The sequence below is a fragment of the Pelomonas sp. Root1217 genome, from assembly GCF_001425705.1.
Classification (GTDB): Bacteria; Pseudomonadota; Gammaproteobacteria; order Burkholderiales; family Burkholderiaceae_C; genus Pelomonas.
Genome location: NZ_LMDC01000012.1, coordinates 447,508 through 468,930, shown reverse-complemented (window position 1 = coordinate 468,930; position 21,423 = coordinate 447,508). Strand labels below are relative to the sequence as shown.

Here is a 21,423-nt window from a genome sequence, read left to right as displayed (position 1 = left end):
TTAGATTCCTGCGGGCGCGGCAAGATGCCAGTCGGTCGCCTGCTGGAGGGCGTGCGCGGTGTGCAGCAGCTGCCCTTCCTTGAAGTAGTTGCCGATAAGCTGCAGGCCGACCGGCATGCCGCCTTCGCCCGTGCCTACCGGCACACTCATGCCGGGCAGGCCGGCCAGCGAGCCGGGCAGCGTGAAGATGTCGGCGAGATACGCCCGGGTCGGGTCGTCCTTGCCCTCGCCATGCTTCCAGGCGACGGTCGGCGCCACCGGGCCGGCAATCAGGTCGCACTGCGCAAAGCACTGCTGGAAGTCGTCCGCAATCATGCGGCGCAGCTTTTGCGCCTGCAGATAGTAGGCGTCGTAGTAGCCGTGTGAGAGCACATAGCTGCCTATCATGATCCGGCGCTTGACCTCGGGGCCGAAGCCTTCAGCGCGCGTCTTCTTGTACATATCGAGGAGATCGTCGTACTTGGCAGCGCGATGACCAAACTTGACGCCATCGAAGCGACTCAAATTGGAGCTCGCCTCGGCCGGCGCGATGATGTAGTAGACGGGAATGGCCAGTTCGGTACGCGGCAGGCTCACTTCCACCAGCGTGGCCCCGAGCTTCTCCAGTTCAGCCAAACCGGCGCGCACGGCGGCATTGACGTCGGCAGACAGGCCGGCCGGGAAAAACTCCTTGGGCAGGCCGACACGCAGGCCCACCAGCGGCTTGGTCGGGCTGGCACCCTCCCGGCCCGCCAGCATCTGCGCATGGAAGTCCTGGGGACCTTGCTGCACGCTGGTCGCGTCGCGCTCGTCGAAGCCGCTCATTGCGGACAACAACAGCGCGCAGTCCTCGGCCGAACGGGCCATGGGGCCGGCTTGGTCCAGGCTGGAGGCGAAGGCAATCATTCCGTAGCGAGAGCACACGCCATAGGTCGGCTTGATGCCGGTAATGCCGGTGAAGCTGGCCGGCTGGCGGATGGAGCCACCGGTGTCGGTGCCGGTCGTGCCGGGCACCAGGCGTGCGGCCACGGCGACGGCGGAGCCGCCGGACGAGCCGCCCGGCACGCGGCTGACGTCCCAGGGGTTGTGCGCAGGGCCATAGGCGCTGTTCTCGTTGGCGGACCCCATCGCAAATTCGTCGCAGTTCAGCTTGCCCAGACTCACTGCGCCGGCGGCGTTCAGCCGCGCGACGACAGTGGCGTCGAAGGGGCTGCGGTAGCCGGCCAGAATCCTGGAGCCCGCAGTTGTTGGCATGTCGGCCGTGACGTAGATGTCCTTGTGCGCAATCGGCACGCCGGTCAGCGCAGCAGCATTGCCGGACGCCAGCACCGCGTCAGCGGCAGCCGCACGGGCCAGCGCACCATCGGCGTCAATGTGCAGGAAGGCGCCCAGGCTGGCGTGGGCGGCAACGCGCTCCAGCAAGCCTTGCGTCACCTCGCGGCTGGACAGGGCACGGCTTTTCAGGGCGCTGGCCAGCTCGGCCACGCCCATGTCGTGAACGGGCTTCATTCGATGACCTTGGGAACGAGGAAGAGGCCGTCCTCGACGGCCGGGGCGCTGCGCTGGTTCAGTTCGCGCTGATTGCTTTCGGTAACGACGTCGTCGCGCAGGCGCAATTGCACCTGCCGGATGGCCGACAGCGGCGTGTACAGCGGCTCGACGCCGGCGGTGTCCACGGCACTCATCTGGTCCACGATCTTGAAGAAGTCGTTCAGATTGCCCAGCAGGGCCTCGGACTCGGCCGGCTGCAGTTCGAGCCGGGCCAGATGGGCGATGCGGCTCACGTCTTCGTGGGTGAGGCTCATGGGTGCGTTTTCAGGTGTAAGGATTGAGCCGAAAACCCAGTGGCGGCGGGCTCAAAACGAAGGGGTTCGGTTATTATCGCCGCCCATCTTCATGGCCTTCGGGGCTGCCCTTTCTGCGACGAATTTTGTCGCCGGCCGGGCGGCCTCTTGGCTTTCCAGACCCCCGTTTTCCCCAGCCACGCCCCGCAGGCGAGGCTCTTTGCGCCCACCATGTTCGCCTCCCTGCGTCGCTATTTCTCGACCGACCTCGCCATCGACCTCGGCACCGCCAACACCCTGATCTACGTGCGTGGCAAGGGCATCGTCCTCGACGAACCCTCCGTGGTGTCGATCCGCCACGAGGGCGGCCCCAACGGCAAGAAGACCATCCAGGCCGTCGGCCGCGAGGCCAAGGCCATGCTCGGCAAGGTGCCCGGCAACATCGAGGCCATCCGGCCGATGAAGGACGGCGTCATCGCCGACTTCACCGTCACCGAGCAGATGCTCAAGCAGTTCATCAAGATGGTCCACGACTCGAAGACGTTCAAGCCGAGTCCGAGGATCATCATCTGCGTGCCCTGTGGTTCGACCCAGGTCGAGCGCCGTGCGATCCGCGAGAGCGCGCTGGGTGCCGGTGCCAGCGAGGTCTACCTGATCGAGGAACCCATGGCCGCCGCGATCGGTGCCGGCCTGCCGGTGGCCGAGGCGTCGGGCTCCATGGTCGTCGACATCGGCGGCGGCACCACGGAAGTCGGTGTCATTTCGCTGGGCGGCATGGTCTACAAGGGCTCGGTGCGCGTCGGCGGCGACAAGTTCGACGAGGCCATCATCAACTACATCCGCCGCAACTACGGCATGTTGATCGGCGAGCCCACGGCCGAAGCCATCAAGAAGAACATCGGCAGCGCCTTCCCGGGCTCCGAGGTCAAGGAGATGGAGGTCAAGGGCCGCAACCTCTCCGAAGGCGTGCCGCGCAGCTTCACGATCTCGTCCAACGAGATCCTGGAAGCCCTGACCGACCCCCTCAACCAGATCGTCTCCGCGGTGAAGAACGCGCTGGAGCAGACGCCGCCCGAGCTGGGCGCCGACATCGCTGAGCGCGGCATGATGCTGACCGGTGGCGGCGCGCTGCTGCGCGACCTGGACCGCCTGCTGGGCGAGGAAACCGGCCTGCCGGTGCTGGTGGCCGAAGACCCGCTGACCTGCGTCGTGCGCGGTTGCGGCATGGCCCTGGAGCGCATGGAGCGCCTGGGTTCGATCTTCACGTCTGAATAAGCTCCCACTTCCAGAGACGCCGCCCGGCGCGCCATGCCTCTCGGCACCTTAGACCGCACGCCACCGCCGTTCTTCCGCCAGGGTCCGTCGGCGCTGACCAAGCTCGCGCTGTGTTCGGCGCTCGCGCTGCTGCTGATGGTGGCGGACGCGCGTTTCAAGCTCATGCAGCCGGTGCGCGCCGCCTATGCGCTGGTGCTGCACCCGGTGCAGCGCCTGCTGCTGACGCCGGTGGACGCCTGGGAGACGGCCGGCGACTACCTGCGCGGCACCAAGCGCGCCATGGAAGCCGAGGACCAGGCCAGGCGGCAGCTCAGCGCACAGGCCGAGCGCCTGTCGCGCGCCCAGGCGCTGGAAGCCGAGAACGACCATCTGCGCAAGCTGCTCGGCCTCAAGCCCTCGCTGAATGCGCCCTCGATGCCTGCCGAGGTGCTGTTCGAAGCGCCCGACCCCTTTTCACGCCGTGTCGTCATCGACCGGGGTGCCACGCTGGGCGTGGTGGCGGGTTCGCCGGTCATCAATGAGGCCGGCGTGCTGGGGCAGGTGACGCGCGTCTACCCACTGTCGGCCGAGGTCACGCTGTTGACCGACAAGGAGGCGGCCATCCCCCTGCTGAACGCCCGCACGCAGATGCGCAATGCCGCCGCCGGCCGCGCCGACGGATCGGGCATGGAATTGCGTTTCCTGGCCGCGAACGCGGACATCAAGGTCGGCGACCTGATGACGACCTCGGGCCTGGACGGCCTCTATCCGCCGGGCCTGCCGGTCGCCAAGGTCAGCGTCGTCGAGCGGCGCGGCGATTCCAGCTTCGCCCAGGTGCTGCTGGCGCCCATCGCCCAGCCCGACAGCGCCCGCCACGTCCTCATCCTGCTGCCGCAGGACCGCCATCTGCCTGCCAAGAAGGAAGCCGAAGCGGCCGCCGCCGATGAAGCCGCCTCCGCCGCGGCCACCAAGGCCGCCGTGCGCGCCGCCAAGAAGGCCGAACGCGCCGAAAAAGCTGCCGCCAAGGCCTCGGGAGCCTCCCAATGATCATGCTGAGACGTCAGCCCCCCGCCGCGCTGCGTCGGCCCCCCGAGGGGGCCAGGCCTTGCTTGGGACGGCCCGGCGCGCGGCCTGAAGGGAGCGCGTCATGATCATGCCGCGCGCTGCCGACCAGCTGCTTCTGCCGGCCAACCCCTGGTTCATCGGCTTCACGCTGATCGTCGCGATGATGATCGACATGGTGCCGGCCGGCCGGCTGGCGGCCTCGCCTGACGTACTGGCCGTCGTGCTCGTGTTCTGGGGCGTGCACCAGCCCCGGCGCGTCGGCGTGCTGTGGGCCTTCATCTTCGGCCTGGCCATGGACGTGCACGACGGCGCCCTGCTCGGGCAGCATGCGCTGGCCTACAGCGGCCTGAGTTTCGGCGCCATCACGCTGCACCGCCGCCTGCCCTGGTTCCCGCTGGGCGCCCAGGCCGTGCAGGTGCTGCCGCTGTTCTTCGGCGCCCACGCGCTGGCGCTGATCGTGCGGATGATCATCGGTGGCATGTGGCCGGGCTGGGGCGTGTTGCTGGCGCCGGTCTTCGAGGCGGCACTGTGGCCCGTGGCGAGCCTCCTGCTGCTGGCGCCTCAACGTCGGGCGCCCGACCGCGACGCTCACCGGCCACTCTGAACCGTGGTCGTCCTCAAGAACCTCCACCAGGAGCTGTCACGCTTTCGCCTGCGCGTGCTGGCGGCCGGCGCCTTTGTGCTGTTCTGCTTCGGCCTGCTGGTGGCTCGCCTGCTGTGGCTGCAGGTGGTGCAGTACGACAGCTTTGCCGAACGCGCCGAGTCCAACCGCATCGCCGTCGTGCCCATCGTTCCCAACCGCGGCCTCATCAAGGACCGCAACGGCGTCGTGCTGGCGAGCAACTACTCGGCCTACACGCTGGAGATCAACCCCGAGAAGGTCGTCGACCTGGACGCCACCATCGAGGCGCTCGGCCAGGTCATCGAGGTCCAGGCTCGCGACAAGCGCCGCTTCAAGCGGCTGCTGGAAGAGACCAAGCACACCGACTCCCTGCCCATCCGTACCAAGCTGACGGACGAAGAGGTCGCGCGCTTCACGGCCCAGCGCTTTCGCTTCCCGGGCGTGGAAATCAAGGCGCGGCTGTTCCGCTCCTACCCGCTGGGCGAGGTAGGCGCCCACCTGATCGGCTACATCGGCCGCATCAACCAGGCCGAGAAGAAGGCCATGGACGACTGGGAGGAGGAAGACCTCGCCAACTACCGCGGCACCGAGTACATCGGCAAGCTCGGGCTGGAGCAGGCCTACGAGAAGGAACTGCATGGCACGACGGGCTTCGAGCAGGTCGAGACCAGCGCCGGTGGCCGTGTCGTGCGGCGCCTGGCCCACAAGCCGCCCACCCCCGGCAACACGCTGAACCTGTCCATCGACATCAAGCTGCAGGCGCTGGTGGAGCAGTTGTTTGGCGAACGGCGCGGCGCGCTGGTGGCCATCGATCCGCGCAACGGCGAGGTGCTGGCCTTTGTTTCCAAGCCCAGCTTCGACCCCAACCTCTTCGTCGACGGCATCGACGCCGACTCCTGGCGCGACCTCAACGAGGACATCGACAAGCCGCTGCTCAACCGGGCCCTGCGCGGCACCTACCCCCCGGGCTCCACCTTCAAGCCGCTGATGGCCATGGCCGCGCTGAACAGCGGCAAGCGCGATCCGCGCACGGTCATCATGGACAACCTGACCTACAGCTTCGGCGGCCGCAACTTCGGCAGCCCTGAGACCGACCGCGCCGGTCCCAAGGACATGCGCCTGGCCATCGTGACCTCGTCCAACGTCTACTTCTACAGCCTGGCCAACGAGATGGGCGTGGACCTGATCCACGACCAGCTGGAGCCCTTCGGCCTGGGCCGCAAGACCGAGATCGACGTGCAGGGCGAGGTCACCGGCGTGCTGCCCTCGCAGGACTGGAAGCGCCGCTACTTCGCCAAGAGCCCGGCCAACCAGAAGTGGTTCCCCGGCGAGACGATTTCGCTGGGCATCGGCCAGGGCTACAACAACTTCACCATGCTGCAGATGGCCACGGCCTACTCGACCATCGCCTCCGGCGGCCAGCGCTACAAGCCGCGGCTGGTGCGCGAGATCGAAGATGTGGTCAAGCACGAGCAGCGCCGCGTCGCCAGCGACGCGCTGCCGCCCCTGCCGCTCAAGCCGTCGGACGTCGCCATCATCCAGAACGCGATGAACGGCGTGACGCTGGAAGGAACCTCTCGCCTGGCGTTCCTGAATGCGCCCTATCAGAGCGGCGGCAAGACCGGCACGGCGCAGGCCATTGGCCTGAGAGCCGGCGAGAAGTACAGCAGCATCAAGGCTGACGAGCGCAAGCGCGACCATTCGCTGTACGTCGCCTTCGCGCCGGTGGAGCAGCCGCGCGTGGCGCTGGCCGTCATCGTCGAGAACGCCGGCTTCGGCTCGATGTCGGCTGCGCCGATCGCGCGCCGGGTGTTCGACTATCTATTGGCCGGCATCTATCCCAGCGAGGAAGACATCGCGCTGACACAGAAGGGTCAGTCCTTCGCGCCGGTCGGCAAGCCGCGCAACGTGGCCGACGTGCCGCTGCTGCCGGGCCAGGCCGCGTCGGCGGCCGCACCGGCCTCGGGAGCCTCGAAATGACGGTCATCGAACGCCCGCCCCTGTGGCAACGCCTGCGGCCCTGGCTGATCGGCTTCGACATCCCGCTGCTGCTCGCCGTGCTGTGGATGTGCGGCTGGGGCCTGCTATGCATGTACTCGGCCGGCTATGACCATGGCACGCGGTTTGCCGACCATGCCCGCAACATGGTGCTGGCACTGGGGCTGATGTTCATCGTCGCCCAGGTGCCGCCGCAAAAGCTGATGGCCCTGGCCATCCCGCTGTACACGATCGGCGTGATGCTGCTGATCGCGACCGCTCTCTTTGGTGTCACGAAGAAGGGGGCCACGCGCTGGCTCAGCATCGGCGTCACGCAGATCCAGCCGTCCGAGCTGCTCAAGCTCGCGACGCCACTGATGCTGGCCTGGTGGTTCCAGAAGCGCGAGGGCCTGCTGCGCTGGCCCGACTTCATCGCCGCCTTCGCATTGCTGCTCGTGCCCTTTTTGCTGATCGCCAAGCAGCCGGATCTCGGCACCGGCATCCTGGTGCTGGCCGCGGGCCTTTACGTGATCTTCTTCGCCGGCCTGCCGTGGAAGCTCATCGTGCCGGCCCTGGTGCTGGGCGCCGCTGCGGCGACGGCGCTGGTGCTCAGCGAGGACGCCATCTGCCAGCCCGACCTGAAATGGCCGGTGCTCAAGGAGTACCAGAAGCACCGCATCTGCACGCTGCTGGACCCGTCCAAGGACCCGCTGGGCAAGGGCTTTCACATCATCCAGGGCGAGATCGCCATCGGCTCCGGCGGCATGACGGGCAAGGGCTTCATGCAGGGCACGCAGACCCACCTGGAGTTCATCCCTGAGCGCACCACCGACTTCATCTTCGCGGCCTTTGGCGAGGAATTCGGCCTGATGGGCGCGCTGGCGCTGCTGGCCGGCTTCACGGCGCTGATTCTGCGCGGGCTGATGATCGCGTCCGACGCGCCGACCCTCTTCACCCGGCTGATGGCGGGTGCGGTGACGCTGAGCTTCTTCACCTATGTCTTCGTCAACATGGGCATGGTCAGCGGCATCCTGCCGGTGGTGGGCGTGCCGCTGCCCTTCGTCAGCTATGGCGGCACGGCGATGGTGACGCTGGGACTGTCGCTGGGGTTGCTGCTGTCGATTGCGCGCGTCAAGAAGCTGGTGAAGACATAGCCGGCGCCTGAGCGGGGAAACGGATCGTGAACCGCGCCCCCGGTCCCTGGCCGTCGGGCGATTCGCCGCCCGCCGCGCGGCGCACCCGCGTGTCGTCCAGCGTCAGCTCGGCCTCGTGCTGCTGCACGATCTCTCGCACGATGGCCAGGCCCAGGCCCGAGCCCTCGACGCCGCTGCCGAGCGAGCGGTAGAAGGGTTCGAAGACCTTCTCGCGCTCGGCCGGTGCGATGCCCGGCCCCGTGTCCTCCACCTGCAGCACGACGACCTGGCCAAACGGGTCCTCGACGACGCGCACCGTGACCAGCCCGCCTGCCGGCGTGTACAGCAGCGCGTTGTCGACCAGGTTGCGGATCAGCTCGCCCAGCAGCACCGCCTGGCCGTTCACGCGCAGCCGGCTGTCATCCGGCACGACCCCGTCGTAGCCGAGGTCGATGCGCCGCTCCAGCGCCCGCGGCACGAAGTCGCGCACCGTGTCTATGGCGATCGAGGCCAGGTCGACCGGCTCGCGCTTCATGGCCTGCTCGGCGTCCTCGGCACGCGCCATGGCCAGCAGCTGATTGACCATGTGGGCGGCGCGCTCGCTGGCGCGGGCGATCTGGGCGAGCGAGCGCTTCAACTCCTCCGGCGAGGCGCGGCCCGCGTCGATCTCGCGCTGGATCAGCTCGGCCTGGGTGCGCAGCCCGGCCAGCGGCGTCTTCAGCTGATGGGCGGCGTCGGCCAGGAAATGCTTCTGCCGGCTCATCGACGAGTCCAGCCGCGCCAGCAGGTCATTGATGGCCTGCACCAGCGGTGCGACCTCGTCCGGCACGCGCTGCTCGTCGATGGGCGACAGGTCGGAGGCCTCGCGCGAACGGATGCGGCGCTGCAGCTCGTTGAGCGGCGAGATGCCGCGCGCAAGCGCCAGCCAGACGAGCAGGACGGCCAGCGGCAGGATGACGAACTGCGGCAGGATGACGCCCTTGATGATCTCGTTGGTCAGTCGCGCGCGCTTGCCCAGGGTCTCGGCCACCTGCACCAGCATCGTCTTCGTCGAGCCGGCCTGGCCCTCGGGCGAAATCCACAGATAGGCCACGCGAACCGCGTCCGTGCCGACCTCGTCGTCGCGGAAGTGCAGCTCCCACGGCACGACGGGCGCGTCCTCGCTCGGCACCGGCAGGGTCGCGTCACCGCTCAGCAGCTCGCCGCGCAGGCCCAGCACCTGGTAGAAGACTGTGTCCGACGCGTCCGCGCGCAGCAGCGCCGCGGCCTCGGGCGCGAGGGCATAGCGGTCCTTGCTCTTGGCGGGAGCCGACTCCGCGGCGACCTGCAGGCCCAGGCTGCGTGCCATCTCGCCCAGCTCGCGGTCGTAGGGGCGGCTGGCGATGCCCTGGGCCACCAGCCAGGTCAGGGCCACGCTGATCGGCCAGATCAGCAGCAGCGGGGCGAGCATCCAATCGAGGATCTCGCCGAACAGCGAGCCCTGCGGAGCAGGGGCGCCCGCTCGAACCAGCGAGCCCTGTTGCGGGCTGGCGCCGTCCTTGGGCATTTAAGAGTTGATTTTCTCGAGGCAATAGCCGAGGCCGCGCACGGTGGCGATGCGGATCGGGCCCTGCTCGATCTTCTTGCGCAAGCGGTGGATGTAGACCTCGATGGCGTTGTTGCTGACTTCTTCACCCCACTCGCACAGCCGCTCGACGAGCTGGTCCTTGCTGACCAGCCGCCCGGCGCGTTGCAGCAGCACTTCCAGCAGCGACAGCTCGCGCGCCGACAACTCCAGCATCTGCTCGTTGATGTAGGCCACACGGCCGGTGGCATCAAACGTCAGCGGTCCATGCTTGATGAGGCTGCTCGCCGTGCCCAGGCCGCGGCGCGTCAGCGCCCGCACACGCGCCTCAAGCTCCTGCAATGAGAAGGGCTTGGCCATGTAGTCATCGGCGCCCAGGTCCAGCCCCTTGACGCGCTGCTCGACGCTGTCCGCCGCGGTCAGGATCAGCACCGGCATCGTCGAGCCGCGCGCCCGCAGCTTGCGCAGCACCTCGAGGCCGTGCAGGCGCGGCAGACCAAGGTCGAGGATGACGAGGTCGAACTCATGCGTCGCCAACGCCGAGTCGGCCTCGGTGCCAGAACTGACCCGGTCGACGGCATAGCCAGAGGCGCGCAAGGCCCGCAGCAAGCCATCGGCCAGCACTTGGTCGTCTTCCGCAATCAGGATGCGCATTTTCTTGTCTCCTGCGCCGATGTTATGTGCGACCGCGACGTCGGCGGCTTGCGGCAGCGCAAGGCTGGCTCACGTCATGAGCCACCTGGCGGCGAAGATGTCCACAATCCTGAGCCGCTCGCTGCCGCGGATCGGGGGACAAACCACTGTACAAACCCACAGCTTGCCCCATAATTCAGCCCATTCCCTACGGAGATTCGCATGGACGCCCCCGTCAAAGCCCTGAACACCGAAAAAGCCAAGGCCCTGCAGGCCGCCCTCGCCCAGATCGAAAAGCAGTTCGGCAAGGGTTCCATCATGCGGCTCGGTGAAGGCGAGGTCATCGAAGACATCCAGGTCGTCTCCACCGGCTCCCTGGGCCTGGACATCGCCCTGGGCGTCGGCGGCCTGCCGCGTGGCCGTGTCGTCGAGATCTACGGCCCCGAGTCCTCCGGCAAGACGACGCTGACGCTGCAGGTCATCGCCGAGATGCAAAAGCTCGCCGGCACCTGCGCCTTCATCGACGCCGAGCACGCGCTGGACATCCAGTATGCCCAGAAGCTCGGCGTCAACCTGCAGGAACTGCTGATCAGCCAGCCCGACACCGGCGAGCAGGCCCTCGAGATCGTCGACGCGCTGGTGCGCTCAGGCTCGGTGGACCTGATCGTCATCGACTCAGTCGCAGCACTCACCCCCAAGGCCGAACTCGAAGGCGAGATGGGTGACAGCCTGCCCGGCCTGCAGGCCCGCCTGATGAGCCAGGCGCTGCGCAAGCTGACCGCCACGATCAAGAAGACCAACTGCATGGTCATCTTCATCAACCAGATCCGCATGAAGATCGGCGTCATGTTCGGCTCGCCCGAAACGACCACCGGCGGCAATGCGCTGAAGTTCTACGCCTCCGTGCGCCTGGACATCCGCCGCATCGGCTCGATCAAGAAGGGCGAGGAGGTCATCGGCTCCGAGACCAAGGTCAAGGTCGTCAAGAACAAGGTCAGCCCGCCGTTCAAGACCGCCGAGTTCGACATCCTCTACGGCGAAGGCATCAGCCGCGAGGGCGAGATCGTCGACATGGGTGTGGTTGCCAAGGTCGTCGAGAAGTCCGGCTCCTGGTACGCCTACCAAGGCGAGAAGATCGGCCAGGGCAAGGACAACGCCCGCGAGTTTTTGCGCGAGAACCCCGATGTGGCACGCGAGATCGAGAACAAGATCCGCGAATCCCTGGGGGTCGCGCCGCTGACCGAGGCGGCAGCTGGCGAATAAGCCCTCGGGGCTCTCGCATGGCGACCCGGGCGCCGCTGTCGCTGAAGTCCCGCGCCATTGGCCTGTTGGCCCAGCGCGAGCACAGCCGCACCGAACTCAGGCGCAAGCTGTTACGCATCGAGCGGCAACGGCAGGAGCGCGCGCGATCGGCCACGGCGCCTGCTTCGGAAGAAGGCGAACCGTCCGAGGCCTTCGACGACGAAGGCGCGGCGCAAGCCGGCGAGGCAGCAGTCGATGCCCTCCTCGACGCGCTTGCCGCCGAGGGTTACCTTGATGAAACACGCTTTGTCGAGTCTCGCTTGCACGTGCGTGCCAGCCGTTTCGGCGCCCAGCGCATTCAGCAGGAGTTGGCCCAGCACGGCTTGAGGCTGGGCGCCGAACAGCAGTCGGCGCTGCGTGCGACCGAGCTGGAGCGGGCTCGCGAGGTCTGGCTGAAACGTTTCGGCGCGGAACCATCGCGGGAAGTGACCGAGCGGGCGCGCCAGACGCGTTTCCTGCTAGCGCGCGGTTTTGCCCCCGAAGTGGTGCGCCGCTTGCTGAGGGCCTAAGGGCCGCTTGACCGAGCGCGCAGGGGAGTTTTCACCCTCCGTGCTACATTGCCGCCTGCCCCAAAAACGAGGGTTCACCCGGTTACAAGCCCCTTTGCCCCTCTGGCAGAGCGCTGCAAAAACCGGGCCGACCCCGTCCCGGCATCGGCCGGGGTGATTCGCCATTCCCCCGTTTCATGCCAGCCGCCCACCCGTCCGTCACGCGCCGCCCGCTGCATCGCCGCGCCCTCGATGTGCAGGTGTTCGCGCGCGATGACGGCTTGTTCGACGTCGAAGCCAGCCTGACCGACACCAAGACGCACGACGTGCCGCTGGCGGGTGTGCCGCGCAAGGCCGGGCAGCCTATCCACGAAATGCACCTGCATCTGACCGTGGACGCGACGCTGACCATCACCGCAGCAAGTTCCGACACGCGGTGGATGCCCTATCCCAATGCTTGTGACCAACATGGCAATGCCTATGCCCGCCTCGTCGGCCTGAACCTGATGAAGGGCTTCAGGCAGGCGGTGGGCGAGCGTTTGGGCAGCACGCGCGGCTGCACGCACCTGACTGAACTCTGCCAGATCCTGCCGACCGCCGTTATCCAGGCGATGGCCGGCTCGGTCATCGACACGCGTGAAGGCGACGCTGCCGGCAACCCGCCCTTCCAACTCGACCGCTGCCACGCGCTCAAACGCGATGGCGCCACCGTTGCCAAGTTCTATCCGCGCTGGCATCAACAACCCGTTGCCGAGCCGGCCACTTCCGAATCCTGACTTCCCCGACCCGAGAGACCCAGCCATGAAAATCCACGAATACCAGGGCAAAGAAATCCTGCGCCAGTTCGGCGTGCCGGTGCCGCGCGGCATCCCGGCCTTCACCGTGCAGGAGGCCGTTGAAGCCGCTCAGAAGCTGGGCGGCCCGGTTTGGGTGGTCAAGGCTCAGATCCACGCCGGCGGCCGTGGCAAGGGCGGTGGCGTCAAGGTTGCCAAGAGCATCGACGACCTGAAGGAAAAGGCCGAAGGCATCCTGGGCATGCAGCTCAAGACCCACCAGACCGGCCCCGAGGGCCAGAAGGTCCGCCGCCTCTACATCGAGGACGGTGCCGACATCGGCAAGGAGTTCTACATCTCCCTGGTGACCGACCGAGCCACCCAGGCCGTCGCCTTCATCGCCTCCAGCGAAGGCGGCATGGACATCGAAGAGGTGGCCCACAGCACGCCCGAAAAGATCATCACCGAGATCATCGACCCGCTGACCGGCATCACCGCTGACCAGTCCAGGAAGATCGCCGCCGCCATCGGCATGCAAGGCCACACGGTCGATCAGGCCGTCGACGTGTTCGCCAAGCTCTACAAGTGCTACATGGACACCGACGCGTCGCTGGTGGAAATCAACCCGCTGAACCGCGACAGCAAGGGCAATCTGATGGCCCTGGACGCGAAGTTCAACTTCGACGCCAACGCGCTGTTCCGCCACCCCGAGATCGTCGCCTACCGCGACCTGGACGAAGAAGACCCGGCGGAAGTCGAAGCCAGCAAGTTCGACCTGGCCTACATCTCTCTGGACGGCAACATTGGCTGCCTGGTCAACGGCGCCGGCTTGGCCATGGCCACCATGGACACCATCAAACTGTTCGGCGGCGAACCGGCCAACTTCCTGGACGTCGGCGGCGGCGCCACGGCCGAGAAGGTCACCGAGGCCTTCAAGATCATGCTGAAGAACAAGAGCGTGAAGGGCATCCTGGTCAACATCTTCGGCGGCATCATGAAGTGCGACACCATCGCCGAGGGCGTCATCACCGCCTGCAAGGCCGTGAACCTGTCCGTGCCGCTGGTCGTGCGCATGAAGGGCACCAACGAAGAACTGGGCAAGAAGATGCTGGCCGAATCCGGCCTGCCCATCATCGCGGCCGACACGATGGCCGAAGCGGCCACCAAGATCGTCGCCGCCGTCGCTTAAAGCCCAGGAGAACAAGACATGTCGATCTACATCAACAAAGACACCAAGGTCATCACCCAGGGCATCACCGGCAAGACCGGCCAGTTCCACACGCTGGGCTGCCAGGCCTATGCCAATGGCAAGAACGCCTTCGTGGCGGGCGTGAATCCCAAGAAGGCCGGCGAAAAGTTCAGCGAGATTCCCATCTACGCGACCGTCAAGGAAGCAGCCAGCCAGACCGGCGCGACCGTGTCGGTCATCTACGTGCCGCCCGCCGGCGCTGCGGCCGCCATCTGGGAAGCCGTCGAGGCCGACCTGGACCTGGCGATCTGCATCACCGAAGGCATCCCCGTCCGGGACATGCTGGAAGTGCGCAACAAGATGAAGGCCAAGGAAGCCGCCGGCGGCAAGCGCACGCTGCTGCTCGGCCCCAACTGCCCCGGCCTGATCACCCCGGAAGAAATCAAGATCGGCATCATGCCCGGCCACATCCACCGCAAAGGCCGCATCGGCGTCGTCTCGCGCTCGGGCACGCTGACCTATGAAGCCGTGGCCCAGCTGACCGAGATCGGCCTGGGCCAGTCGTCGGCCGTGGGCATCGGCGGCGACCCGATCAACGGCTTGAAGCACATCGACGTGATGAAGGCCTTCAACGACGACCCGGACACCGACGCCGTCATCATGATCGGCGAGATCGGCGGCCCCGACGAGGCGGAAGCCGCGCGCTGGTGCAAGGCCAACATGAAGAAGCCCATCGTCGGCTTCATCGCCGGCGTTACGGCGCCCCCCGGCAAGCGCATGGGCCACGCCGGCGCGCTGATCTCCGGTGGTGCCGACACGGCGGACGCCAAGCTCGCCATCATGGAAGAGTGCGGCTTCACCGTCACGCGCAACCCGTCGGAGATGGCCAAGCTGCTGAAAGCCCTGCTGTAATCGGGTCTCGACCCCACATCAGCCGCCGGGTTCGACCGGCGGTTTTTTTTTGCCTGCCACCCGCAACGATATGGACCTGCTGAACGCCGCCTTCTTCATCGCACTGCTGAAGATCATCTGGGTCAACATCCTGCTGTCCGGCGACAACGCCGTCGTCATCGCGCTCGCCTCGCGCAACCTGCCGCCCAGCCAGCAAAAGCGCGCCATCATCTTCGGCAGCGGCGCGGCCATCCTGCTGCGCGTCGTGCTGACGCTGTTCGCGGTGCAGTTACTGCAGTTGCCCTGGCTGAAGCTGATCGGCGCCGTGCTGCTGCTGTGGATCGGCATCCAGCTGCTGGCCGACAATGACGGCGACGCCGAGGTCCACGCCAGCAGCAGCGTCTGGGTGGCCATCCGCACCATCCTGGTCGCGGACCTTGTCATGAGCCTGGACAATGTCATCGCCGTCGCGGCGGCCGCCAACAGCGCGCCCGAGGGCGCCCGGCTGATGCTGCTCATCATCGGCCTGGGCCTGTCCATTCCCCTCATCATCTTCGGCAGCACGCTGCTGTTGAAGTTGATGGAACGCTTCCCCGTCATCATCACGCTCGGCGCGGCCCTGCTGGGCTTTGTGGCTGGCGAGATGGCGACGACCGACGCCGCCGTGCACGGGTGGTTCGAAACCCATCTGCATGGCCTGGATTACGCGGTCAGCATCAGCTGCGCGCTCCTGGTCGTTGGCATCGGCATGGCACTGGCCCGCCGCGGCAAGCGCGAGGCCGCCTAAGATCGACCGCATGGCAAGCGGCGGCAAATCCGGCAAGGCGGGCGGCTTTTGGCAGCGCCTCATCGGCCGGGCGTCTGTCCCTGCCGACTCGCCGCACGGCGATCCGTCGGCCCTGCCGACCGTGCAGCAGACGCAGGCCCCCGGCGCGTCCACGTCGCAGATCAAGGCCGCACAGCCGCCCCCCGACCTGCGCGATTTCGAACTCGGCGCCGAGATCGGCCGCGGCGCGATGGCCGTGGTCTACAAGGCCACGCAACGCTCCACGGGTCGCCAGGTCGCCATCAAGCGACTCGCACTCAGCCGCGAATTCTCGGCCGAAGACTTGGCGGATGTGCGCGAGCGCTTCATGCGCGAGGCGCGGGCGGCCGGCCAGCTCGAGCACCCGGACATCCTGCAGGTCGTCGACGCCGGCCAGGACGGCGCTGACGCCTGGATCGCCCTCGAATATGTGCTCGGCCGCGACCTGAGCAGCTTCACCAAGGCCGGCCAGCTGCTGCCCGCCCGCGAAGTCGTGCAGATCGGCGCGCGGCTGGCGCGGGCCCTGGCCTATGCCCACAGCCAAGGCGTGGTGCACCGCGACATCAAGCCCGCCAATGTGATGCTGGACCGCATCAACGGCAGCCTGAAGCTGATGGACTTCGGCATTGCCCGCGTGGGCGACGGCAGCCGCACCCGCACCGGCCTCGTGCTGGGCACGCCGTCCTTCATGTCTCCGGAGCAACTTGCCGGCCTGACGGTGGACGGCCGCAGCGACCTCTATTCCCTGGGCGTGCTGCTCTACCAATTGCTCAGTGGCGCACTGCCCCACCAGAGCGAATCCATGGCGCGGCTGATGCAACAAATTGCGACCGAGCCAGCGCCCGATGTCCGCATCCATCGGCCCAGTCTGCCCGAAGCCCTCGCGCTGGTGCTGGCCCTGGCGCTGGAGAAGCGCCCGGAGCTGCGCTACGCCGACGGCGAGCAGATGGCTCGTGATCTCGATGCCGTGCTCGTGCTCGGCCTGCAGGCCGAGCCCGCCGCGCCCGAAACGGCCGCAGCGGCCTCCCCCCAGGATGCTGCCTTCGCACAAACACTGCGCTTGGCGCCCGAGGAAGCAGGGCAGAATCCTCGCTCCTCTGCCGAGCCCCACGAGCCACCGCAAGCCTCATGACCCTGGAGTTCTTCAGCGCCACCGACGTGGGACGTGCGCGCGACAACAACGAGGATTCGGTCGCCCTCGACGAGGCCGCCGGCCTGGCCGTGCTGGCCGACGGCATGGGCGGCTACAACGCCGGCGAGGTGGCCAGCCAGATGTTGACCAGCTTCGTCAGCTCCGAACTCGGCCGCTGGCTCAAGGACGCCGGCCGCGAGGCCCGGGCCGGCGAGGTCAAGCGCGCCATGGACATCTGCGTGGACAACGCCAACCGCGCCATCTTCAACGCCGCCAACACCAACCCGCGCTATGCCGGCATGGGCACAACGCTCGTGCTGGGCGTCTTTCGCCCCGAAGGTCTGCTGCTGGGCCACGTGGGCGACTCGCGCGCCTACCGGCTGCGCGCCGGTCGCCTGACGCAGATCACGCGCGACCATTCGCTGCTGCAGGAGCAGATCGACGCCGGGCTGTTGACCGTCGAAGAAGCCGCGTTCTCCAGCAACAAGAACCTCGTCACGCGGGCTGTCGGCGTCGAGGACACGGTGCTGATGGAGTTGCATCTGCACGAGGTTCAGCCGGGCGATACCTACCTGTTGTGCTCCGACGGCCTGTCCGACATGCTCGACGACGACAGCCTCGCGAACCTGCTCAACGGCAATCCGGCATTGCCCGAGGCAGCCCGCGCACTGATCAACGCAGCCAATGACAGCGGCGGTCGCGATAACATCGCGCTCATCCTGGCCCGCGCACAAGGACGCCAACGTACCGAAGGACGGGGCTGGTGGCCCTTCGGTCGACGCGGCGGCAACTGACTTGCGACCCCATGCAAAGTCAGGGCACGTACAACAGAACTTGAGGTCATAAATGGGCAAACTGGTGGTTTCGCTCGACGGCGTCGTGATCAAGGAGGTGCAGATCACCAAGGACAAGACCACCCTCGGTCGACGTCCCTACAACGACATCGTCATCGACAATCTCGCGGTCAGCGGCGAACACGCCGTGCTGCAGATGGTCGGCGCCGACGTCTTCATTGAAGACCTCAATTCCACCAACGGCACCTACATCAACGGCAAGGCGATCAAGAAGCAGCTGCTGGCCGACAACGACACCGTCGAGATCGGCAAGTACAAGATCAAGTTCCTGCTCAACGATGGCGGCGACTACGAAAAGACCATGATCCTCAAGCCCGGGTCTGGCGCGCCGCCGAACCTGGGCCTGGGTTCCAACTTCGGCTCGCTGGGCGCGGCCGTCATCGGCCCGGCCTCCATCAAGGTGCTGACCGGCGCCGCCGCGGGCCGCGAGGTCGCGCTGACCAAGGTCGTCACCACGCTTGGCAAGCCCGGCGTGCAGGTCGCCTCCATCACCAAGCGCCCCACCGGCTATGTCTTTGCCCATGTCGAAGGCGGCCAGCGTCCCAGCGTCAACGGCATCCCGCTGACGGGCGAATCGATTGCATTGCGCACCGGCGACCTGATCGAGCTGGCGGGCACGCAGATGCAGTTCATCCAGGGTTGATCGCCCGAGGTCCCGGCCGGCCGCAAGCTTTGCGGCTGCTGTGACTTCCTCACGATAGCGACACCCCCAACTCGGTAATCCGACCGTCCGACCCGCGGGGCGGGTGCGTACATTCTTGGCTCGGCCTCGCCTGACGCGAGCCACCCATTCCGAGCCACGCACCGCATGAACATCCGCGTCCTGGGCTGCTCCGGCGCCATTGCCGCCGGCTACAAGACCACTGCCTTCCTGCTGGACGACGATGTCCTCATCGACGCCGGTACCGGCGTGGGTGACCTGCCGCTGGATGCCCTGGCCGCCGTCGATCACATCCTGCTCAGCCATTCCCATCTGGATCATGTGCTTGGCATCCCGTTGCTGGCTGACGCGGTGCTGCGCCTGCGCGCCGCAACAGGCCGTCCGCCCATCCGGGTCCACGGCCTGCCCGAGACGCTGGCCGCCCTGCGCCAGCACATCTTCAACGGCGTGATCTGGCCCGATTTCACCGTCCTGCCCAGCCGCGAGGCGCCAGTGCTCAGCCTGCATCCCTTCCAGATCGGCGACCGCATCGACCTGGGCGGCCGCTTCATCGAAGTGCTGCCGGCAGCCCACACCGTGCCGGCCGTCGGCTTCGCCGTCGATGCTGGCGTAGAGAGCGACCATGCCCATTGGGTCTTCACCGGTGATACCGGCCCCAATCCGGCGCTCTGGCAGCGCCTGGCTGGCCTGCGCCTGTCCCATCTCGTCATCGAGACCGCCTTCAGCGACGACGAGGCCGAGGTCGCCCACGTCAGCCAGCATCTTCACCCGGCGGAGTTGGGCCGCGAATTGACGCATCTGGCCGGCAGCGTTGACGTGCGTATCACCCACATCAAGCCGGGCGAGGTCGAAGCCGTCATGCAGGGCGTGCAAAGCTTGAACAGCCCGCATCGGATCAGCGCGCTGGAGGCGGGGCAGGAGATGCAGCTCTGAAGCGGCGAAACTGGACCGACCTCTGGGTCGCTGGCGGCCTGGTCGCATTGCTCGGATCCCCCAGCCTTTACGTCGTCTTTGGTTCGGATCACAACCTGGTGATGTCCGAGCGGCTTGCCGTGCTGCTGTTGACGGCGTGGAGCTTGGCGCTGGCCTGGGTCGCCTGCGGGTCGACCCGCAGGCTCTTGCTGGCCGCCTGGCCGGTGGCCGCGTTGCTGCCTCCGTATGCCTACGTCCTTGCGCGCTTTGGCACCGTACCGGGCGACGCCTTGCTCATCGCCGCGCTGCATACGGCGCCGGCACGCAGCTGGGAACTGCTCAAGTCTTTCGGTTGGGGCTGGCTCGTTGCCTGGTTGATCGTCTCGCTGGGTTACGGGCTGCTGGCATGGCGGGTCCGGCCGACGCGAGCCGGCGCCGAAACGCGCAAACGCTGGCTGGCTGGCTTGCTCATGTTCACGATGGTTTCGCTGGCCTTGCGCCAGGCGTTGCCACAAACCGCGCACTGGCCGTCTGCATTCGATGGCGAGACCGCCAGTCTCGTCTACCCCATCAACGTCGCCGTGTCTGCCCGGCGCGTCTGGAACGCGTCGGCCGTGAGCCCGGGTGTCTCGGTACACGGCCGGGCGCAACCGGGATGGGATAACCAACCGTTGACCGTCGTTCTGGTGATCGGGGAAAGCGTTCGTGCCGACCATCTGAGCCTTTACGGCTACGCACGCGACACGACACCCAATCTTCGCCGCATAGCCGATGACCTTATCGTGTTCTGTGACGTGGCATCGACGGCGCACTACACCCACGTGGCGGTTCGCAACCTGGTCGGCATGACGGGGCCACAAGGTACCGCATCCATGGTGCAGACCTTCTCGGAAGCGGGCTTCACCACGGCGTGGTTGTCAAACCAGGAGCGCAGCGAGCTCAGCGAACGTGCCAATGTTTCCGACCATTCCGACAACGACTACAACTTCCATCTGCGCCGCGACACCGCGCTGTTGGCGCCGTTCGAATCCTTTCTCAAGCAGGGCGGTCCGCGGCAGTTCATCACGCTGCACATGATCGGCAGCCACTTCCCCTATGAAGAGCGCTATGGCGCCAACTCAGCGGTCTTTCGCCCGACACTGGCGGACATCGGCGTGCCAGGCCATCCCGGTGCCGAAAACAAGGCGGCGGCTGTCAACTCCTACGACAACACCGTGGTCGAGCTCGATGCGTTCCTGAATCGCGCGCTGGCCGCGCTGGCCAAGCAAGATCGCCCCGTCTTGTTGCTCTACACGTCGGACCATGGGGAAGACCTTTTCGACGACCAGCGCCAGCGTTTCATGCACGCACTGGGAGCTCCGTCGTCCTGGAACACCCGAGTTCCCCTTCTGGTTTGGTCCAACGCGGCCTATGCGCGGCTCAATGTGAGCGGGCTGAAAGCCTTGTCGGAAAGGCGCGAGCAGCGGATCAGTCATCGAGACGTGTTCCCGACGCTGCTCGAGTTGGCTGGCGTCGACTGGGACGACCACGCGCAGCGTCCCGGCTTGGCCAATCCTGCATGGCACGAGGCCGCCAGGACGCTGTACGGACCGACAGTCACGACCCGGTGGGATTTTGATGAGTTGCTGCGACGCGAACAGGGGCCCGCCTGCAAGCCGCCCATCGTCCGTCAGCAGCAGGAAGAGTCATCCCAGCCCATGGCGAGTGACAACTTGCGTCACAACAACTGACGAAAAGCGTCAGTCCATCCAGCCTGACGCAGCGGGTCGTGCTGAATATCACGGCAAATGGGGCGAAATCAGTTGGCACGCCCTCTGCTTTAAAGATTGCGTCCCTCAACACTCTTTCCCTCACGGAGTTTGCACATGAACATCAAGCAACGCGCCCAACAAGGCTTCACCCTGATCGAACTGATGATCGTCGTGGCCATCATCGGCATCCTGGCTGCCGTGGCCATCCCGCAATACAAGGACTACACGGCCAAAGCCAAGCTCGGCAATGCCATCACCGCAGCCGATCCGTGGAAAGCGGCCATCGCCCTGTGCACCCAGGAGACCGGCGACGCGACCTTTGCCGCCTGTGGCCCTGGTGCCAACGGCGTTCCTGCGGACGTCTCCAGCAACGGTGGCAAGCTGGCCACCGAAGTGAAATCCGTGACGAGCGCCGCCGGCGTCATTACCGTGACGCTGGCCGCCGCTTCGGTGGTGGGCTCGGACCTGGGCGACAAGGTGATCACTTTCACTCCCACGGCCAATACGACCGCCGTGACGTGGAAGGCTGAGACTACCGGCATCACCAACGCCACGCTGCTGAATGCGCTGACGAAGAACAACGCAGCCACCGGCACCTGATCGGCCTGATCGAGCCGGGCAACCGGCGACGCAAGCAGGAGGGGGCATGGCCCC

At 66.7% G+C, this 21,423-nt stretch carries 21 protein-coding genes; 17 read left to right on the top strand and 4 right to left on the bottom strand.

The features are described 5' to 3' along the window. On the bottom strand, positions 1-1,488 hold the full coding sequence (gene gatA / locus ASC95_RS11070) for an Asp-tRNA(Asn)/Glu-tRNA(Gln) amidotransferase subunit GatA (RefSeq protein ID WP_057297761.1): 1,488 nt from the start codon (positions 1,486-1,488) through the stop codon (positions 1-3). Next, the gene (gene gatC, locus ASC95_RS11065; RefSeq protein ID WP_057297760.1) at positions 1,485-1,784 is read right to left on the bottom strand and encodes an Asp-tRNA(Asn)/Glu-tRNA(Gln) amidotransferase subunit GatC; all 300 of its coding nucleotides are present in this window, start codon (positions 1,782-1,784) and stop codon (positions 1,485-1,487) included. The genes gatA and gatC overlap by 4 nt, the downstream gene beginning before the upstream one ends. Before the next feature lie 210 nt (positions 1,785-1,994). Here gatC and ASC95_RS11060 point away from each other — a divergent pair, with 210 nt between their 5' ends. The 5 genes from ASC95_RS11060 (at position 1,995) to rodA (ending at position 7,835) form a co-directional block, all read left to right on the top strand. After that, on the top strand, positions 1,995-3,038 hold the full coding sequence (locus ASC95_RS11060; protein WP_056191483.1) for a rod shape-determining protein: 1,044 nt from the start codon (positions 1,995-1,997) through the stop codon (positions 3,036-3,038). 33 nt (positions 3,039-3,071) lie between these two features. Beyond that, a complete protein-coding gene (gene mreC, locus ASC95_RS11055; RefSeq protein WP_082567696.1) occupies positions 3,072-4,064 on the top strand; it encodes a rod shape-determining protein MreC in 993 nt (330 codons plus the stop codon). A 100-nt stretch (positions 4,065-4,164) separates the two neighbouring features. Continuing rightward, a complete protein-coding gene (gene mreD / locus ASC95_RS11050) occupies positions 4,165-4,686 on the top strand; it encodes a rod shape-determining protein MreD (protein ID WP_057297759.1) in 522 nt (173 codons plus the stop codon). 3 nt (positions 4,687-4,689) lie between these two features. After that, positions 4,690-6,684 (top strand): penicillin-binding protein 2, encoded by a 1,995-nt coding sequence (gene mrdA / locus ASC95_RS11045; protein WP_057297758.1) that lies wholly within the window; start codon positions 4,690-4,692, stop codon positions 6,682-6,684. Next, positions 6,681-7,835 carry a rod shape-determining protein RodA gene (rodA, locus tag ASC95_RS11040; protein WP_057297757.1) on the top strand — a complete coding sequence of 385 codons (1,155 nt, stop codon included), beginning with the start codon at positions 6,681-6,683 and terminating at the stop codon, positions 7,833-7,835. The genes mrdA and rodA overlap by 4 nt, the downstream gene beginning before the upstream one ends. Here the strand turns inward: rodA and ASC95_RS11035 are convergent. Together ASC95_RS11035 and ASC95_RS11030 are read right to left on the bottom strand one after the other, a co-directional pair. Beyond that, complete coding sequence (locus ASC95_RS11035; protein WP_057298339.1) at positions 7,813-9,264, bottom strand: sensor histidine kinase; 1,452 nt, start codon at positions 9,262-9,264, stop codon at positions 7,813-7,815. The genes rodA and ASC95_RS11035 overlap by 23 nt on opposite strands. Before the next feature lie 96 nt (positions 9,265-9,360). Beyond that, positions 9,361-10,032, bottom strand: coding sequence for a response regulator transcription factor (locus tag ASC95_RS11030; RefSeq protein WP_056191475.1), 672 nt, complete (start codon positions 10,030-10,032; stop codon positions 9,361-9,363). A 201-nt stretch (positions 10,033-10,233) separates the two neighbouring features. Here ASC95_RS11030 and recA point away from each other — a divergent pair, with 201 nt between their 5' ends. From recA to ASC95_RS10970, 12 genes are all read left to right on the top strand, one after another. Then, a complete protein-coding gene (gene recA / locus ASC95_RS11025) occupies positions 10,234-11,274 on the top strand; it encodes a recombinase RecA (protein WP_057297756.1) in 1,041 nt (346 codons plus the stop codon). A 17-nt stretch (positions 11,275-11,291) separates the two neighbouring features. Continuing rightward, positions 11,292-11,822 (top strand): RecX family transcriptional regulator, encoded by a 531-nt coding sequence (locus ASC95_RS11020; RefSeq protein ID WP_057297755.1) that lies wholly within the window; start codon positions 11,292-11,294, stop codon positions 11,820-11,822. A gap of 176 nt (positions 11,823-11,998) precedes the next feature. After that, entirely contained in the window at positions 11,999-12,577 is a 579-nt protein-coding gene (locus tag ASC95_RS11015; RefSeq protein WP_057297754.1) for a DUF2889 domain-containing protein, read from the top strand. A 25-nt stretch (positions 12,578-12,602) separates the two neighbouring features. Further along, on the top strand, positions 12,603-13,763 hold the full coding sequence (gene sucC / locus ASC95_RS11010; RefSeq protein WP_057297753.1) for an ADP-forming succinate--CoA ligase subunit beta: 1,161 nt from the start codon (positions 12,603-12,605) through the stop codon (positions 13,761-13,763). Between the two features lie 18 nt (positions 13,764-13,781). Then, positions 13,782-14,675, top strand: coding sequence for a succinate--CoA ligase subunit alpha (gene sucD / locus ASC95_RS11005; RefSeq protein WP_057297752.1), 894 nt, complete (start codon positions 13,782-13,784; stop codon positions 14,673-14,675). 70 nt (positions 14,676-14,745) lie between these two features. Further along, entirely contained in the window at positions 14,746-15,441 is a 696-nt protein-coding gene (locus ASC95_RS11000; RefSeq protein WP_057297751.1) for a TerC family protein, read from the top strand. A 10-nt stretch (positions 15,442-15,451) separates the two neighbouring features. Then, positions 15,452-16,591 (top strand): serine/threonine-protein kinase, encoded by a 1,140-nt coding sequence (locus ASC95_RS10995; protein ID WP_082567694.1) that lies wholly within the window; start codon positions 15,452-15,454, stop codon positions 16,589-16,591. Then, positions 16,588-17,385 carry a Stp1/IreP family PP2C-type Ser/Thr phosphatase gene (locus ASC95_RS10990; RefSeq protein WP_057297750.1) on the top strand — a complete coding sequence of 266 codons (798 nt, stop codon included), beginning with the start codon at positions 16,588-16,590 and terminating at the stop codon, positions 17,383-17,385. Before ASC95_RS10995 ends, ASC95_RS10990 begins: the two co-directional genes overlap by 4 nt. A gap of 52 nt (positions 17,386-17,437) precedes the next feature. Next, positions 17,438-18,088, top strand: coding sequence for an FHA domain-containing protein (locus tag ASC95_RS10985; RefSeq protein WP_057297749.1), 651 nt, complete (start codon positions 17,438-17,440; stop codon positions 18,086-18,088). Between the two features lie 165 nt (positions 18,089-18,253). Beyond that, entirely contained in the window at positions 18,254-19,039 is a 786-nt protein-coding gene (locus ASC95_RS10980; RefSeq protein WP_057297748.1) for an MBL fold metallo-hydrolase, read from the top strand. A gap of 101 nt (positions 19,040-19,140) precedes the next feature. Next, the gene (locus ASC95_RS10975) at positions 19,141-20,748 is read left to right on the top strand and encodes a phosphoethanolamine transferase (RefSeq protein WP_057297747.1); all 1,608 of its coding nucleotides are present in this window, start codon (positions 19,141-19,143) and stop codon (positions 20,746-20,748) included. A 135-nt stretch (positions 20,749-20,883) separates the two neighbouring features. Next, positions 20,884-21,369, top strand: coding sequence for a prepilin-type N-terminal cleavage/methylation domain-containing protein (locus tag ASC95_RS10970; protein ID WP_057297746.1), 486 nt, complete (start codon positions 20,884-20,886; stop codon positions 21,367-21,369). Positions 21,370-21,423 lie beyond the last annotated feature (54 nt).